Annotated in this window: 12 protein-coding genes; 7 read left to right on the top strand and 5 right to left on the bottom strand. The window is 63.6% G+C overall.

All coding sequences use genetic code 11. The features are described 5' to 3' along the window. Window positions 1-62: 62 nt before the first annotated feature. Complete coding sequence (locus CAF92_RS17035; RefSeq protein WP_085601443.1) at window positions 63-1,400, top strand: MATE family efflux transporter; 1,338 nt, start codon at window positions 63-65, stop codon at window positions 1,398-1,400. A 121-nt stretch (window positions 1,401-1,521) separates the two neighbouring features. On the opposite strand, the gene CAF92_RS17030 is transcribed toward CAF92_RS17035, so the two are convergent. The 5 genes from CAF92_RS17030 to CAF92_RS17010 form a co-directional block, all read right to left on the bottom strand. Further along, window positions 1,522-1,977: a transposase gene (locus CAF92_RS17030; RefSeq protein ID WP_085601442.1), complete on the bottom strand. Its 456-nt coding sequence runs from the start codon at window positions 1,975-1,977 to the stop codon at window positions 1,522-1,524. A gap of 150 nt (window positions 1,978-2,127) precedes the next feature. Continuing rightward, window positions 2,128-4,041 carry an arginine decarboxylase gene (gene speA / locus CAF92_RS17025; protein WP_046616837.1) on the bottom strand — a complete coding sequence of 638 codons (1,914 nt, stop codon included), beginning with the start codon at window positions 4,039-4,041 and terminating at the stop codon, window positions 2,128-2,130. 152 nt (window positions 4,042-4,193) lie between these two features. Further along, window positions 4,194-4,565, bottom strand: a complete 372-nt coding sequence (locus tag CAF92_RS17020) for a translation initiation factor Sui1 (RefSeq protein ID WP_046616836.1) — start codon at window positions 4,563-4,565, stop codon at window positions 4,194-4,196. Between the two features lie 298 nt (window positions 4,566-4,863). Then, window positions 4,864-5,400: an NUDIX hydrolase gene (locus CAF92_RS17015; RefSeq protein WP_046615997.1), complete on the bottom strand. Its 537-nt coding sequence runs from the start codon at window positions 5,398-5,400 to the stop codon at window positions 4,864-4,866. A 2-nt stretch (window positions 5,401-5,402) separates the two neighbouring features. Beyond that, window positions 5,403-6,470, bottom strand: coding sequence for a DUF2333 family protein (locus CAF92_RS17010; protein ID WP_046615996.1), 1,068 nt, complete (start codon window positions 6,468-6,470; stop codon window positions 5,403-5,405). 248 nt (window positions 6,471-6,718) lie between these two features. Between CAF92_RS17010 and CAF92_RS17005 the strand changes: the two genes are divergently transcribed. The 6 genes from CAF92_RS17005 to accC all read left to right on the top strand — a co-directional run bounded on the left by CAF92_RS17005 (window position 6,719) and on the right by accC (window position 14,790). Then, window positions 6,719-8,077: a diguanylate cyclase gene (locus tag CAF92_RS17005; protein WP_085601441.1), complete on the top strand. Its 1,359-nt coding sequence runs from the start codon at window positions 6,719-6,721 to the stop codon at window positions 8,075-8,077. A gap of 246 nt (window positions 8,078-8,323) precedes the next feature. Further along, the gene (locus CAF92_RS17000) at window positions 8,324-10,285 is read left to right on the top strand and encodes a methyl-accepting chemotaxis protein (RefSeq protein ID WP_085601440.1); all 1,962 of its coding nucleotides are present in this window, start codon (window positions 8,324-8,326) and stop codon (window positions 10,283-10,285) included. A 162-nt stretch (window positions 10,286-10,447) separates the two neighbouring features. Then, complete coding sequence (locus CAF92_RS16995) at window positions 10,448-12,220, top strand: protein-disulfide reductase DsbD (protein WP_085601439.1); 1,773 nt, start codon at window positions 10,448-10,450, stop codon at window positions 12,218-12,220. A gap of 179 nt (window positions 12,221-12,399) precedes the next feature. Then, on the top strand, window positions 12,400-12,855 hold the full coding sequence (gene aroQ, locus CAF92_RS16990) for a type II 3-dehydroquinate dehydratase (protein ID WP_003255330.1): 456 nt from the start codon (window positions 12,400-12,402) through the stop codon (window positions 12,853-12,855). A gap of 100 nt (window positions 12,856-12,955) precedes the next feature. Continuing rightward, window positions 12,956-13,417: an acetyl-CoA carboxylase biotin carboxyl carrier protein gene (gene accB, locus CAF92_RS16985; protein WP_015268813.1), complete on the top strand. Its 462-nt coding sequence runs from the start codon at window positions 12,956-12,958 to the stop codon at window positions 13,415-13,417. A gap of 17 nt (window positions 13,418-13,434) precedes the next feature. Continuing rightward, window positions 13,435-14,790 (top strand): acetyl-CoA carboxylase biotin carboxylase subunit, encoded by a 1,356-nt coding sequence (gene accC / locus CAF92_RS16980; protein ID WP_046615992.1) that lies wholly within the window; start codon window positions 13,435-13,437, stop codon window positions 14,788-14,790. The last annotated feature ends 160 nt before the right edge of the window (window positions 14,791-14,950 follow it).

Raw genomic sequence — 14,950 nt, 5'->3', positions numbered from 1 at the left:
TGTGGGAGCTGGCTTGCCGGCGATTGGGCCGCAAAGCGGCCCCTGATAGATCAAGGATTCCAATGTCGCAACTGACTACCGACTGGCAGCACCGCCCAACCCACCACAAGGTCTGGGCCCTGGCCGCGCCGATGATCCTGTCCAACATCTCCGTGCCGCTGGTAGCTCTGGTCGACAGCACGGTCATCGGCCACCTTCCCCACGCCCACCAGCTGGGTGCCGTAGCCGTGGGCGCCACGCTGTTCACCTTCATGGTCGGCCTGATGGGCTTCCTGCGCATGGGCTCCACCGGCTTCGCCGCACAGGCTGCCGGCCGTGGCGACGGTGCAGCGCTGCGCCAGGTGCTGGTACAAGGGCTGCTGCTGGCGGTCGGCTTCGCCCTGATGATCGGCCTGCTGGCCCTGCCCTTCAGCCAGCTGGCGCTGCATGCGATGCAACCCAGCGCGGCCCTGCAGCAAGCCACCGAAGACTTCTTCCATACCCGCCTGCTCGGCCTGCCCGCGGCACTGGCCAGCTACGCCCTGGTCGGCTGGTTCCTCGGCACCCAGAACGCCCGGGCACCGCTGGCCATCCTGCTGACCACGAACCTGCTCAACATCGCCTTGAACCTGTGGTTCGTGCTTGGCCTGGGTTGGGGCGTACTGGGTTCGGCGCGGGCGTCGGTGATTGCAGAATGGAGCGCCGCCCTGCTCGGCCTGGCCCTGACCCGCCCGGCCCTGCGCGCCTACCCGGGGCAGATCGTGTGGGCGGCGCTCAAGCACTGGCAGGCCTGGCGGCCGCTGCTGGCGATGAACCGCGACATCTTCCTGCGCAGCCTGGCGTTGCAACTGGTGTTCCTGCTGATAACCGTGCAAGGCGCACGCCTGGGCGAGGCCACCGTGGCGGCCAATGCCCTGCTGCTCAACGGCCTGCTGTTGACTGCCTATGCGCTCGACGGGTTGGCGCATGCGGTGGAGGCCCTGTGCGGCCATGCCATTGGTGCTCGCGACCGCGACACCCTGCGCCGCTCGCTGGTGGTGGCCGGTGGCTGGTCGCTGACCACCAGCCTGGGTTTTGCCGGGTTGTTCCTGCTGGGCGGGCACCTGTTCATCGATTTGCAGACCGACATCGAGAGTGTGCGGGCAGCGGCCTATCCGTACCTGCCGTACCTGGCATTGCTGCCGTTGATTGCGGTGTGGAGCTATTTGCTGGATGGCTTGTTCATTGGCGCGACACGGGCGCGGGAGATGCGTAATGCAATGCTGGTGTCGGTGGTGATTGCGCTGCCCTTGGGAGTGCTCATGGGTGGGTTTGGCAACCATGGGTTGTGGTTGGCGTTTCTCGGGTTCATGGCGTTGCGGGCGGTGACGTTGGGGTGGGTGGGGTGGCGGTTGCAGGAAAAAGGTGGGTGGATTCAGTAATGCCGGGGCCGCTTTGCAGCCCATCGCGACGCAAGGCCGCTCCAACATTGATCGGCGTACGCAGGACTTTGTGGGAGCGGCCTTGTGTCGCGAAATGAGGGCGAAGCCCTCACCTGCGGACTCACAGCCACACATAATCCCAATGTGGATAATCACCAGCCCGCCGCACCAGACCAGCCCGAATGGGATTGGCGATGATGTAGCGCGCCACTGCCCTCACATCCTCCTCGCGGCGCAACGCCCGGTCATGAAAGCTGGTCTGCCATATATGCCGCCTGTCAGCCCCCACCTTGTACAGCGCACAACTGCTTCTGGACTTGAACTCGCACATCAGCCTACCCAGGCTCAACGGCCCAAGTTCAATAAGCCAATGAAGATGATCCGGCATCAAGACCCACGCCAGAGATCGACACGCCTTGCGCTCTTCGCTGAGCCGCAATTGCTGGATAACTGTTCTGGCGAACAAGAAGTTCTTGAACAACGGTGTTCGGTTGCGAGTGGTTGTGGTGAGCAGGTAGAGACGCCCTGGTTCGGACACTCGGCCACTACGTAAACGATGGGAGCCGGGACTTTCCATGTCATCCTCCTTTGAACATTGCATTCAAAGGTAGCGGCGCTGATGCGATAGCCGAGGACTGGACCATTACCAGGTATGACGCGGTGAGGGCTTCGCCCTCATATCGCGACGCTAGGCCGCTCCCACAAAAAAGCGGGAGCGGCCTGGCGGTTAAGACGACAGGTACGAAGACCGCGTCAACCCAAGGCGCAAGGCATCCAGGAACTGGGTCCGCTCCCGCGCAGTGATCTTGGCGCTGGCGACCTTGTCACGGTAGTGGGTCATCAACTCCTCCGGCGACAGGTGCACATAGCGCAGCATGTCTTCGATGGTGTCGTGGGTCTCGATACCGGCGTGGTACACGCTACCGTCGGCGTTCTGATAGATGTTCACCGAGTCGGTGTCACCGAACAGGTTGTGCATGTCACCGAGGATTTCCTGATAGGCACCGACCAGGAACACACCCAGCAGATAGTCCTCGCCCTCCTTCACCGCATGCACCGGCATGCTGGTCTCGATGCTCTGCTCGTCAACGTACTGGTTGATCTTGCCGTCGGAGTCGCAGGTAAGGTCCTGCAGCACGGCACGACGCATCGGCTCTTCGTCCAGGCGGTGAAGCGGGATGATCGGCAGTACCTGGCCGATGGCCCAGGTGTCCGGCAGGCTCTGGAACACCGAGAAGTTGCAGATGTACTTGTCGGCCAGCTTGTCGTTCAGCTCGTCCAGCACCTGGCGGTGCGAGCGCTGGCGGGCTTTCAGCGAGTTGTGCAGGCGGCGGCACACGGCAAAGTAGCACTGCTCGGCCAAGGCCTTTTCGGCCAGGCTGATCTTGCCATCGGCATACTGCGCGGCCACGTCACCCATGTAGTGGGTGGCGCGCCAGTAGGTCTCGGTCACCATTTCGATATCGGTCGGGCCGAGCAGGTCGACCAGCCACTGCACGGTCTCGGGCAGGGCTTCCTTGTTCTCGATGGTCGGCACCTCGTCGTTGTGCTTCTCGACGTCGGTCACCTGGATCACCAGCATGGCGTGGTGCGCGGTCAGCGAACGGCCGCTTTCGGAGAAGATGTGCGGGTGCGGCAGGCCCTGCGCGTCGCAGAACTCCTTGAGCATGCCCACCACCACGCCGGCGTAGTCGTCCATGTCGTAGTTGATCGAGCTGGCATTGCGCGAGTGGGTGCCGTCGTAGTCCACACCCAAACCACCGCCAACGTCGATATGGTCGACCGGCAGGCCCAGCGCACGCAGCTCACCGTAGTACCGGATGGCTTCCTTGAAGCCGTGCTGGTAGTCGGCCAGGTTGGCGATCTGCGAACCCATGTGGAAGTGCAGCAGGCGGATGCCCTGGTCCAGGCCGGCATCGCGGAAGCGCTGTACCACCGAGATCAGCTGAGCGGCGGACAAACCGAACTTGGACTTCTCGCCACCGGTGTCGGCCCACTTGCTCGAAGCCAGCGACGAAAGGCGCACGCGCAGGCCGACCTGCGGCTTGACCTTGAGCTCGGCGGCCTCGTCGATCACCAGGGCCACTTCCGACTCTTTCTCGATGACGATGAACACGTTGTGGCCAAGCTTCTGGCCCATCAGCGCCAGGCGAATGAACTCGCGGTCCTTGTAGCCGTTGCAGACGATGGTGCCGCCCTTCGGCGCCAGCGCCAGCACGGCCAGCAGCTCAGGCTTGGAGCCGGCTTCCAGGCCGATGGAGACGTTCTGCGTGGCGATAATGTTTTCCACCACCGCTTCCTGCTGGTTGACCTTGATCGGGTACAGCGCGGTGTACTTGCTCTGGTACTCCAGGCGCGCGATGTTGGCGTCGAAGGCGCCGGTCAGCTGGCGCACGCGGTCCTGCAGAATGTCGGGGAAGCGCACCAGCAATGGCAGCGACAGGCCGCTCTGGCGCAGTTCGTCGACCTGTTCGAACAGGTCGATCGGCGCGCTTTTCGGGCCGTTGGGGCGTACTTCGACGCGCCCGGCTTCATTGATGGCGAAATAACCAGCGCCCCAATGACGGATGCCATAAACACTGCGGCTGTCGGCCACGGTCCATTGGCTACCATCGTCTTTGCGTGTGCGTCGTACGGACATTCAAGTCCCCTATAGATAAGTCGAAGACACTGCCCCGCAAGGAGGCGGGCGCAGTGTAGAAGCCAAAAATGACGATTCGTCCGCGCCCTGGGGTAGACCCTGGTCACGGCAACGAGTTTAGAAAGCACTGGGCAAAAAATCGCGTGGCCGTATCAGCCGCCGGACTTTTTCGCCTTGAAGCCCTGCCTGGTCAGCTCACCGATCAGCAGTTCGACATGGTCGCCCTGGATTTCGATGACCCCGTCCTTCAGGGCGCCACCAGTACCGCAGCGGCGCTTGAGGGCAGAGGCCAGCTCCTTGAGCTGATCGAGCGGCAACGGCACACCAGTGACGGTGGTCACGGTCTTGCCGCCGCGGCCCTTGCTTTCGCGGCGCACACGGGCAATGCCATCGCCTTCGGGGATGACCTGCTGCTTGCAGGTACAGGCATCTACCGGCTGGCCACAGTCGGGGCAGTGCCGACCGGCGTCGGTGGAGTAAACGAGACCGCCAAGGGCGGCGAAGGAAGAAGCTTTCTTGGCCACTTTTGTTCCTCTGTGCTGAGGACAAAAACTGGTCGGCCCCAGGGGGTTGAGCCCGACCGCGAAGCCCCACTCTGGCAGGGGCGGCGCTACCACCGCAAGACCTGCGGCAGCCCGAAAAGGGCGCGCAGTTTAACGATAAATCCGGCTGTTGCTAAGTACTGGATTGCGGCATTTTGCGAATGTTTTGCGACCCCTTCGCGGGTGAACCCGCTCCCACAGGTACCGCGCAGGTTTCACGACCTGTGAAATCCCTGTGGGAGCGGGTTTACCCGCGAAGGGGCCGGCATGGGCCACGCATCTATTTGAGGCTTGCTTTATAGCGCTGCAAGGCCGCCAACGAGTCCGGGCAATACGGCTTGGTCAGGCTTTCTTGCTCAGCCTGCTCCAGGCCAATGAAGCGCGCCTCGATCACCTCTTCCGGCTGTAACCGCAACGGAGCATCCGACACCGCCGAATACACCGCACACCACAAGTGGTTATCCGGCTGGTCAAAGTAGAACCGCTCATGAAAACGCAGCTCCACACCGTCGATCCCCAGCTCCTCGGCCAACTCCCGCGCCGCCGACTCGGCATACGCCTCCCCGGCCGTCACCATGCCGCCTGCCGCCACATCCCAGTACCCCGGGTACAGCGCCTTGCTCAGGGTCCGCCGGTGCACGCACAGCTCACCGGCACTGTTGAACAGCAGAATGAACGTGCAACGCCCTATCAGGCCGCGCTCGCGCAGCTCGGCGCGGGGCAAGGCCCCCAGCACCTGGTCGGCTTCGTCCACCCAGGTGACCAATTCTCGGTCGGAGGCCGCCCGATGTGCGGCCTCGGTCGGGCTGATAGCCATCATCAACCTTGCGACAGCAGCTGACGCAGGTCGATGACCGCCGCGTTGGCCCGGGAAATGTAGTTGGCCATGACCAGCGAGTGGTTGGCCCACATGCCGAAGCCGCTGCCGTTGAGCACCATCGGGCTCCACAGGGCTTCCTGCGAGGCTTCCAGCTCACGGATTATCTGGCGCACGCTGACCGTGGCGTTCTTCTTCGCCAGCACGTCGGCAAAGTCCACCTCGATGGCGCGCAGCAGGTGCGACAACGCCCAGGCCTGGCCACGGGCTTCGTAGAACACGTTGTCGATCTGCAGCCATGGGGTTTCCACCAACTCCTCGTCCACCTGCGGCGCCTGGCCGGCGACCACCGACTCGGTCTTGAGCGTGGTGTTGAGCTTGACTCGGCCAACGCTGGCCGAAAGACGCTGCGACAGCGAACCCAGGCGGGTGGCCACGTCACCCAGCCAGTTGTTCAGGTTGTCGGCACGGGTGTAGAAGATCGCGCCCTTGTCGCCGGCAGCCAGACGGGTCTGGTAGCGGGTCAGCGACTTGATGCCCTCTTCGAACTCCGACTCGCTCGACGGCAGGATCCAGCTCTTGTTGTCGAAGTTGAAACGCGGTTCGGCCTTGGCCAGGTCGGCGTCTTCGGTCGACTGCGACTGCGAACGGGCGAAGTCCTTGCGCAGGGCACGGGATAGGTCGCGCACCTGGACCAGCACGCCATATTCCCAGCTCGGCATGTTGTCCATCCACAGCCCTGGCGGGAAGCGGTCGTTGGAAATGTAGCCGCCGGGCTTGTTCAGCAAGGTGCCGGCCACGGTCTTGAGGGTTTCGATGGTGGTGTAGCCCACCACCATCTGCTGGCCGGTACGCTCGGCGGCGGCCTGGGCGTTCTGCTGCACCGGGAACAGCTCCGGCTCCTGGCTCCAGTACCAGCCCAGGCCGATACACACCAGCAGGTACAACCCGATCAGAGTCCCCAGGGCACGGCTCCAGAGGCCGCCAAGGTAGCTACGGGCCGCGGCGCCACGGCCGTCGACACGCTCGCGGGGCTCGGCTTTGGCCTCGCGGTTTTTCCAGTCCAGCATGGCTTTGTCCTTAATCAGTCACGACGGTTCAGGGGCTTTGACCACAGGCCTGCGCCAGGGTGCCACGGCAAGCCCGCGTGGCAGCACTATAAAGCAGACACCGCCTTACGCATAAGCGACCAATCGGTCAGCAACTGAATATTCGTTCCGGCAGCTTTGTTGATGCAGGGCACTCACGCACCTGAAAAGAACTGCTAGCATAGAGCCATCATTGCCCCTGCACACCCCAACCTACAAGTAGCCAGGACATGAGCCAAGCAGCCGAGCCGAGCCCGCTGTGCCCCGCCCAACAGCTGTCGCGTAGCGGCCTGCGCAAGGACGACCCGCTCGATCAGGTGCTGCTGCCGCCCCTGCGAAAGCCGGTGTACATCCTGCTGCAGGACCACGAGCGTGCGCAGCGGCTGGCCCAGCAACTGGAATTCTTTGGCCTGGTGGTTCAGGCGCTGGCCAATGCCGCGGCGTTTCAGGCCTCGATCGGCGAATACCCGCCCTCGGCCATCATCATGGATGTCGATTTCAACGGTGCCGGCCAAGGCCTGCTGCTGGCTGCCCAGGTGCAGCAGGGGCTGGCCCGGCATATACCGCTGCTGTTCTTCAGCCACCACGAAACCGACACCCCGACCCGCCTGGCCGCAGTGCGCGCCGGTGGCCAGGACTTCCTCACTGGCACCCTGGAAGCCTCCAGCCTGCTGGAGAAGATCGAACTGCTGACCAATGCCACCCAGCATGACCCGTTGCGCGTGCTGATCATCGACGACTCGCGCACCCAGGCCTTGTATACCGAGCGCGTGCTGGCCAGCGCCGGCATGATTACCCGCAGCCTGACCGACCCGATCCGCACCATGGCCGAGCTGGCCGACTTCCAGCCCGACCTGATCATCCTCGACCTGTACATGCCAGCCTGCACCGGCCCTGAGCTGGCCAAGGTGATCCGCCACAGCGACCGTTATGTGAGCGTGCCGATCATCTACCTGTCTGCCGAGGACGACCTGGACAAACAGCTGGATGCCATGAGCGAAGGCGGTGATGACTTCCTGACCAAACCGTTTCGCTCACGCCACCTGATCACCACCGTACGCAACCGCGCCGCACGCGCCCGGCACCTGAAGGCGCGCATGGTGCGCGACAGCCTGACGGGGTTGTATAACCACACCCACATTCTGCAACTGCTGGAAGACTGCAGCTTCCGCGCCCGTCGCGAGCAGCAGCCGTTGAGCTTTGCCATGCTCGACATCGACCACTTCAAGAAGATCAACGACCGCCACGGCCACCCCATGGGCGACCGGGTGATCAAGAGCCTGGCGCTGTTTCTCAAGCAGCGCTTGCGCAAGACCGATTTTATTGGCCGTTACGGTGGTGAAGAGTTCGCCATTGTCATGCCCAATACCGCGCTGGACGCAGCGCACAAGGTGCTGGACGAAATCCGCCGGCGCTTTGCCGAGATTCTCTACCCGGCGCAGCCGCGGGACTTGCAGTGCACCTTCAGTGCAGGGGTGGTGCAAATGGATGAGGGGCTGGATGCGCTGACCATGGCCAGTGCGGCGGACGAGGCGCTGTACCGGGCCAAGCATGCCGGGCGTAATTGCGTGGTGCGTGTGGAGCCCTGAGTTCTTCATCGCCTGTACCGGCCTCTTCGCGGGCTTGCCCGCTCCCACAGGGATTACGCTGCATTCAGGTCTGGTAGATATCTGTGGGAGCGGGCGAGCCCGCGAAGAGGCCAGTACAGACAATACCGATACAGGCACTGTGCCACTTTTTTTATGGTGCCAACCCCCTGCCGTCATCACCCCGTCACAAGATCGCAATAACTTCAGCCACCGACCTCCCCTCCTCCCCGCAGGAAGCTCGCGGCTATGCGCCTGAAGTGGCTGACCAATTTCAACACCTTGTTGCTGGTAACCGTGTGTATCGCCCTGGGCGCCACCCTTTGGTGGTCGCAGCGGGCCCTTGAGCGCCCCTACCAGTTGATGGAGCGTTACCTGGGCCTGTCACAGCAGTTTCAGAACCAGGCGGCGCGCAATATCCAGGCGTACCTGGGCAGCGGTGATGCCCTGCGCCACGCCGCAGCGATGGAGGCCAACCAGCACCTGCAGGCCGCGCTGGCCGAATGGCCCAGCGAACTGGCCGACAAACTGCGCCCCAGCCTGGGCAGCCTGCAGACCTTTACCGCCGAGGAGCTGCTGGCCGCCGGCAAACTGGCCGGCGACCCGCAAGCCCTGCTGCTGCAGGCCGAGCGGGAACTGGGCGCCAACTTCGAACAACTGGCCGGCTACGCCCGCGACAGCGGCAGCGCCGACGCCAACCGCTACCTGGTGCCACTGCTCGACGCCACCGTGCACCTCGGTCGCCTGTCGCTGGCCCGGGACAAGCTGGTCAGCAGCGGCCGCCCGGAGCTGGCCGACGAAGTGGAGCGCGAGCTGCAACTGATCCGTGCCCAGGCCCAGGCGATCGACGCCTTGCCCTTGCTGGGCGTAACCCGTAGCGCCGAATCCGGTGCCGACGACTTCGCCGCGATGATGGGCCTGGAAACCCAGGCCAGCGCCCAGCAGGAAGACATTGCCGTCGGCCTCAAGCGAGAACTGCAGAGCCTGCTCGGCCGTTACCCGGCCGAACTGCAGCGCACCCGCGAACAGATCGAGCGCCGCGTCGCCCTGGCTGCCAGCACCGGCCAGCGCCTGGAGGCCGTGCAGCAGGCCATTGCGGCGCTGGAACCCGAGGTACGCGGCCAGCATGCGAAAATTGCCGCCGAAGTGCGCATCATCCAGGGCCTGATGATCGGCCTGATCCTGCTTATCGCCTTGCTCATCGACACTTTGCAACGCCGCTTGGCGCGCACCTTGACCGGCCTGGCCCCGGCCCTGTCGCGCTGGGCCGAGGGTGACTTCGCCGAGGCCATCGCCCTGGGCAGGACCAACCGTGAACTGCGCGACATCCAGGAATCGCTCAACCGCCTGCGCCAGTATCTGGTGGAACTGGTCGGCACCATCCGGCACAACGCCGAGCAGGTGGCAGGTAGCAGCCACGCCCTGGCCGGCATGAGCGCCGCCCTGCATGACGGCGCCGAACGCCAGGCCGGCGACACCGGGCAGATCCGCGATGCCCTGGGTGAACTGGAAGCGACCATCCAGCAAGTGGCCGGCGATGCCAGCGCCGCAGCCGACGCCAGTCGCGATGCCGGGCGTGCAGTGGAGCAGGGTCAGGCGGTGATCGGCCAGAGCCTGACGGGCCTGCGTGAGTTGGTCGACGAGGTGCAGGGCAACGCTCGCATGATCGAACAACTGGCGGAGGAGTCGGCCACCATCGGCGGCGTGCTGACGGTGATCCGCTCTATTGCCGAGCAGACCAACCTGCTGGCGCTCAATGCCGCGATCGAAGCGGCCCGCGCCGGTGAGATGGGCCGTGGTTTTGCCGTGGTGGCCGATGAGGTGCGTTCGCTGGCACAACGCACTACCGGGGCGACTGGTGAGATTCAGGCACTGATCGACCGCTTGCAGCAGGCAGCCAGAAGTTCGGTGACCGGCATGCGTGCGCAGCTTGAGCATGCCGAGGCCACGGCCAACCAGGCCCAGGCGGCGGATGGGGCGCTGGACGAGATTGTCTGTGCCATTCGCACCATTTCGGATACAGCGGTGCGGATTGCCGATGTCACGGCGCAACAGAGTGGTGCCGTGAGTGAGATTCGCGACCACAGCGAGCGGATTCACGAGCTGGGTGAGGACAACCTGCAGCGCATTGGCGAGGGGCGCGAGCAAGGCGAGCAGTTGCTGAGCCTGGGCGGTGAACTGAACCGGGCGGTGCGGGCCTTCAGAGTCTGAAAAGGCATACGCTGTACCTTTGTGGGAGCGGGTTTACCCGCGAAGAGGCCGGCACAGGCAGCACATCAGCCAGCGGCCATGTGTCGCCCCCGCCACCAGCATGGCCCCAACCTGCACCAACTCCGCTATCATGCCCAGCACGTTCCACCTCGCGAGTCCGCCATGCGCCGCCTGTTTTTCCTGCTGTTCCTGCTGCTGGCCAGCCCTGCCTTCGCCACAGGCCTGCTCGACAACCGCCCCAGCGCCACCCTCGGCGCAGCTTCGCTGACCAATAATGCCGACTTCCTGCCGGTACACGAGGCCTTCAAGCTCAGCCTGGTCCAGGCCGATGCGCAAACCATCAAGCTGCGCTTCGTCGCTACCGACGGCTACTACCTCTACCGCCACCGCTTCCAGTTCCGCACCGAACCGGCCGACATTGCCCTGGGCACACCAAGCATCCCCAAGGGCGAGGCCAAGCACGATGAGTTCTTCGGTGATGTCGAGGTGTACCACGACGTGCTCGATATCGAGCTGCCGCGCAACGACCCGCGTGCCTTCACCCTGTTGGTGGGCTACCAGGGCTGCGCCGACAAAGGCCTGTGCTACCCGCCGGAAACCGCACGCCTGAGCATCGATGGCGAAGGCGGCGCAAGCACCCCGGCCAGCGGTGAACACGCCTGGACCTGGAAGTCGCTGGCGCTGTTCTTCCTCGCCGGAGTAGGCCTGACGTTCACCCCCTGCGTGCTGCCGATGCTGCCGATCCTTTCCGGCGTGGTGCTGCGTGGCCAGGCCGGCGGCCTGCGCGGGCTGGCGCTGTCGCTGGCCTACGTGCTGCCGATGGCAGCCAGCTTCGCTGTACTCGGTGCCCTGATGGGGCTGTTCGGCGCCGGCCTGAACCTGCAGGCGAGCCTGCAATCGGCCTGGGTGCTGGTGCCCTTCGCGCTGTTCTTCGTGGTGTTCGCCCTGGCCATGTTCGGCCTGTTCGAACTGAAACTGCCGCAAGCCCTGAGCAACCGCCTGAACAATGTCGCCAACCACACCCGGGGCGGCTCGCTGCTGGGCGCGGCAATACTGGGCGTACTCTCCAGCCTGCTGGTTTCGCCCTGTGTGTCGGCGCCGCTGGCCGGTGCGTTGCTGTACATCAGCGCCAGCGGCGATGCCCTGGGCGGTGCACTCAAGCTGTTCGCCCTTGGCCTGGGCATGGGCGCACCATTGCTGCTGGTGGCCACCGGTGGCGCGGCCTGGCTACCGAAAAGCGGCCCTTGGCTGAACACGGTGAAGAACGCCATCGGCGTTCTGCTGCTGGGCTTGGCCATCGGTTTGCTCAGCCGTGTGCTGCCAGGCCCGCTGACCTTGCTGCTGGTCGGTTTCCTTGCCGCTGGCGTGGCGCTGTTCCTCGGTGCTCTCGAATTTGTCGTCAAGACCGCACGCCAGCGCCTGGCCCAACTGCTCGGCCTGGCCTTGCTGGTGTATGCCCTGGCCTGCTGGTATGGCGCCCTCAGCGGCCAAGGCGACCCGCTACGCCCGCTACCGCCGGCAACCCTTGTCGCCACCGGCAACGGGCCGGCGGTGCAGGCGCAGAGCTGGCAGACCATCACTACACCCGCCGCACTGGACGCAGCACTGGACCAGGCCAAGGAGGCCGGCCAGCCGGTACTGCTGGACTGGTACGCCGACTGGTGCATCAGCTGCAAGGTGATCGAGCGCGAGGTGCTCACCGCCCCGCAGGTGCAAGCACAACTGGCTGGCTTCAAGCTGCTGCGTTTCGACATCACCGAAAGCAATGCCGAACAACGCAGCCTGCTGGACCGCTACCAGCTGTTCGGCCCTCCCGCCTTGTTGTTCTTTGCCGCGAACGGTAGCGAAATAACCGCTGATCGGGTCATTGGCGAGATAAATGCCGGTGAATTTGCACAAATTCTGACACGCGTGCGCGGCAAAGTCGGTCTATAACTTCCCGCGAGCTGTGAAAAATCCTGAAATCAGTGACCGAATTTAATTATCCGGTCACATACTTCGCGCGAACCTCGGACATCGTGCTGGCTATTGCCGGGAACTGGACACTTGCAGTCGCTTTACGGCACACTCGCCGCGCTGTGTCGAATTGCCCTACAAATCCAAGGAATCCGCAGATGGCAACGCTACTGGTGCTCCACGGCCCCAACCTCAACCTGCTCGGTACCCGCGAGCCTGGCCATTACGGCGCCGTGACCCTGGCCCAGATCAACCAGGACCTGGAGCAACGTGCCCGCGCCGCAGGCCACCATCTGCAGTACCTGCAGAGCAACGCCGAATACGAACTGATCGACCGCATTCACGCCGCACGCAACGAGGGTGTGGACTTCATCCTGATCAATCCGGCTGCTTTCACCCACACAAGCGTCGCATTACGTGACGCATTGCTTGCGGTGAGCATCCCATTCATCGAAGTGCACCTGTCCAACGTGCACAAACGCGAACCGTTCCGCCACCACTCCTACTTTTCCGATGTTGCCGTAGGGGTGATTTGCGGCCTGGGCGCCAGCGGTTATCGCCTGGCCCTGGAGTCTGCGCTGGAACAACTGGCTGCCAACGCACAGCCCAAATGATGAAAACCCTGGCCTCGGTGGGCCAGGGTTCGAGAGAAACGTTTCAGATACGTTTTTTTGTATTTCGCCCCCTGACCGAACCTTTGGGAGTTGATGATTAATGGATATCCGTAAAGTCAAGAAACTGATCGAGCTGCTGGAAGAGTCTGGCATCGACGAACTGGAGATCAAGGAAGGCGAAGAGTCGGTCCGTATCAGCCGTCACAGCAAGACCCCAGCTGCCCAGCAGTACTTCGCACCGGCTCCGGTAGCCGCTGCCCCTGTTGCTGCCCCAGTCGCCGCTGCCGCTCCGGCCGCCGAAGCCGCTGCCGCTGCCCCGGCCCTGAAAGGCACCGTGATCCGCTCGCCGATGGTAGGCACCTTCTACCGCAAGCCTTCGCCGACCTCGCCGAACTTCGCTGAAGTTGGCCAGACCGTGAAGAAAGGCGACACCCTGTGCATCGTCGAAGCCATGAAGATGATGAACCACATCGAAGCCGATGTTGGCGGTGTCATCGATGCCATCCTGGTAGAAGACGGCCAGCCGGTTGAGTTCGACCAGCCGCTGTTCACCGTCGTTTGAATCGCGGAGAGCCAACGATGTCTGGGAAGCTCGAAAAAGTCCTGATCGCCAACCGCGGGGAAATTGCCCTGCGGATCCTGCGTGCCTGCAAAGAGCTGGGCATCAAGACCGTCGCAGTGCACTCCACTGCCGACCGTGAACTGATGCACCTGGGCCTGGCAGACGAGTCGGTCTGCATCGGCCCTGCATCGTCCAAGGATTCCTACCTGCATATCCCGGCGATCATCGCTGCCGCCGAAGTGACCGGCGCCACCGCGATCCACCCGGGCTACGGCTTCCTGGCGGAAAACGCCGATTTCGCCGAGCAGGTGGAAAAATCCGGTTTCGCCTTCATCGGCCCGAAAGCCGACACCATTCGCCTGATGGGCGACAAGGTTTCGGCCAAGGACGCGATGATCAAGTCGGGCGTACCGACCGTGCCGGGCTCCGATGGCCCGCTGCCGGAAGATGAAGAAGTCGCCCTGGCGATTGCTCGTGACGTCGGCTACCCAGTGATCATCAAGGCCGCCGGTGGCGGTGGTGGTCGCGGCATGCGCGTGGTGCACAAGGAAGAGGACCTTATCGCCTCGGCCAAGCTCACCCGTACCGAAGCCGGTGCAGCCTTCGGCAACCCGATGGTCTACCTGGAGAAGTTCCTGACCAACCCACGCCACGTGGAAGTACAGGTACTGTCCGACGGCCAAGGCAACGCCATCCACCTGGGTGACCGTGACTGCTCGCTGCAGCGCCGTCACCAGAAGGTCCTGGAAGAAGCGCCAGCCCCGGGCATCGATGAAAAAGCCCGTCAGGAAGTGTTCAAGCGCTGCGTCGATGCGTGCATCGAGATCGGCTACCGTGGTGCGGGTACTTTCGAGTTCCTGTACGAGAACGGCCGCTTCTACTTCATCGAGATGAACACCCGCGTGCAGGTTGAGCACCCGGTGTCGGAGATGGTGACCGGTATCGACATCGTCAAGGAGATGCTGAGCATCGCCGCTGGCAACAAGCTGTCGTTCCGCCAGGAAGACGTGGTCATTCGTGGCCATGCGCTGGAATGCCGTATCAACGCCGAAGACCCGAAGAAGTTCATCCCGAGCCCAGGCAAGGTGAAGCACTTCCACGCCCCGGGCGGCAACGGCGTGCGTGTGGATTCGCACCTGTACAGCGGTTACTCGGTTCCGCCGAACTACGACTCTCTGATTGGCAAGCTGATCACCTACGGCAAGGACCGCGACGAAGCCATGGCGCGCATGCGCAATGCCCTGGACGAGATCGTCGTCGACGGCATCAAGACCAACATCCCGCTGCACCGCGACCTGGTGCGTGATGAAGGTTTCTGCAAAGGCGGCGTCAACATTCACTACCTCGAGCACAAACTGGCCAGCCAGGAGTGATCGTGTAGTGTGATGTACCGAAAACCCCGGACTTGTTCCGGGGTTTTTTATTGCCTGGGGGATCCTGGGGCCGCTTTGCGGCCCATCGCGACACAAGGCCGCTCCCACAGGGTTTTGCAAGGCCTCGAGGTTGACGCTGTACCTGTGGGAGCGGCCTTGT

Origin of the sequence: Pseudomonas sp. B10(2017) (assembly GCF_002113295.1) — a bacterium.
In the GTDB taxonomy this organism is placed as follows: Bacteria; Pseudomonadota; Gammaproteobacteria; order Pseudomonadales; family Pseudomonadaceae; genus Aquipseudomonas; species Aquipseudomonas pudica.
The sequence above is the reverse complement of the archived record's forward strand: the minus strand, read 5'-3'. Positions and strand labels throughout refer to the sequence as shown.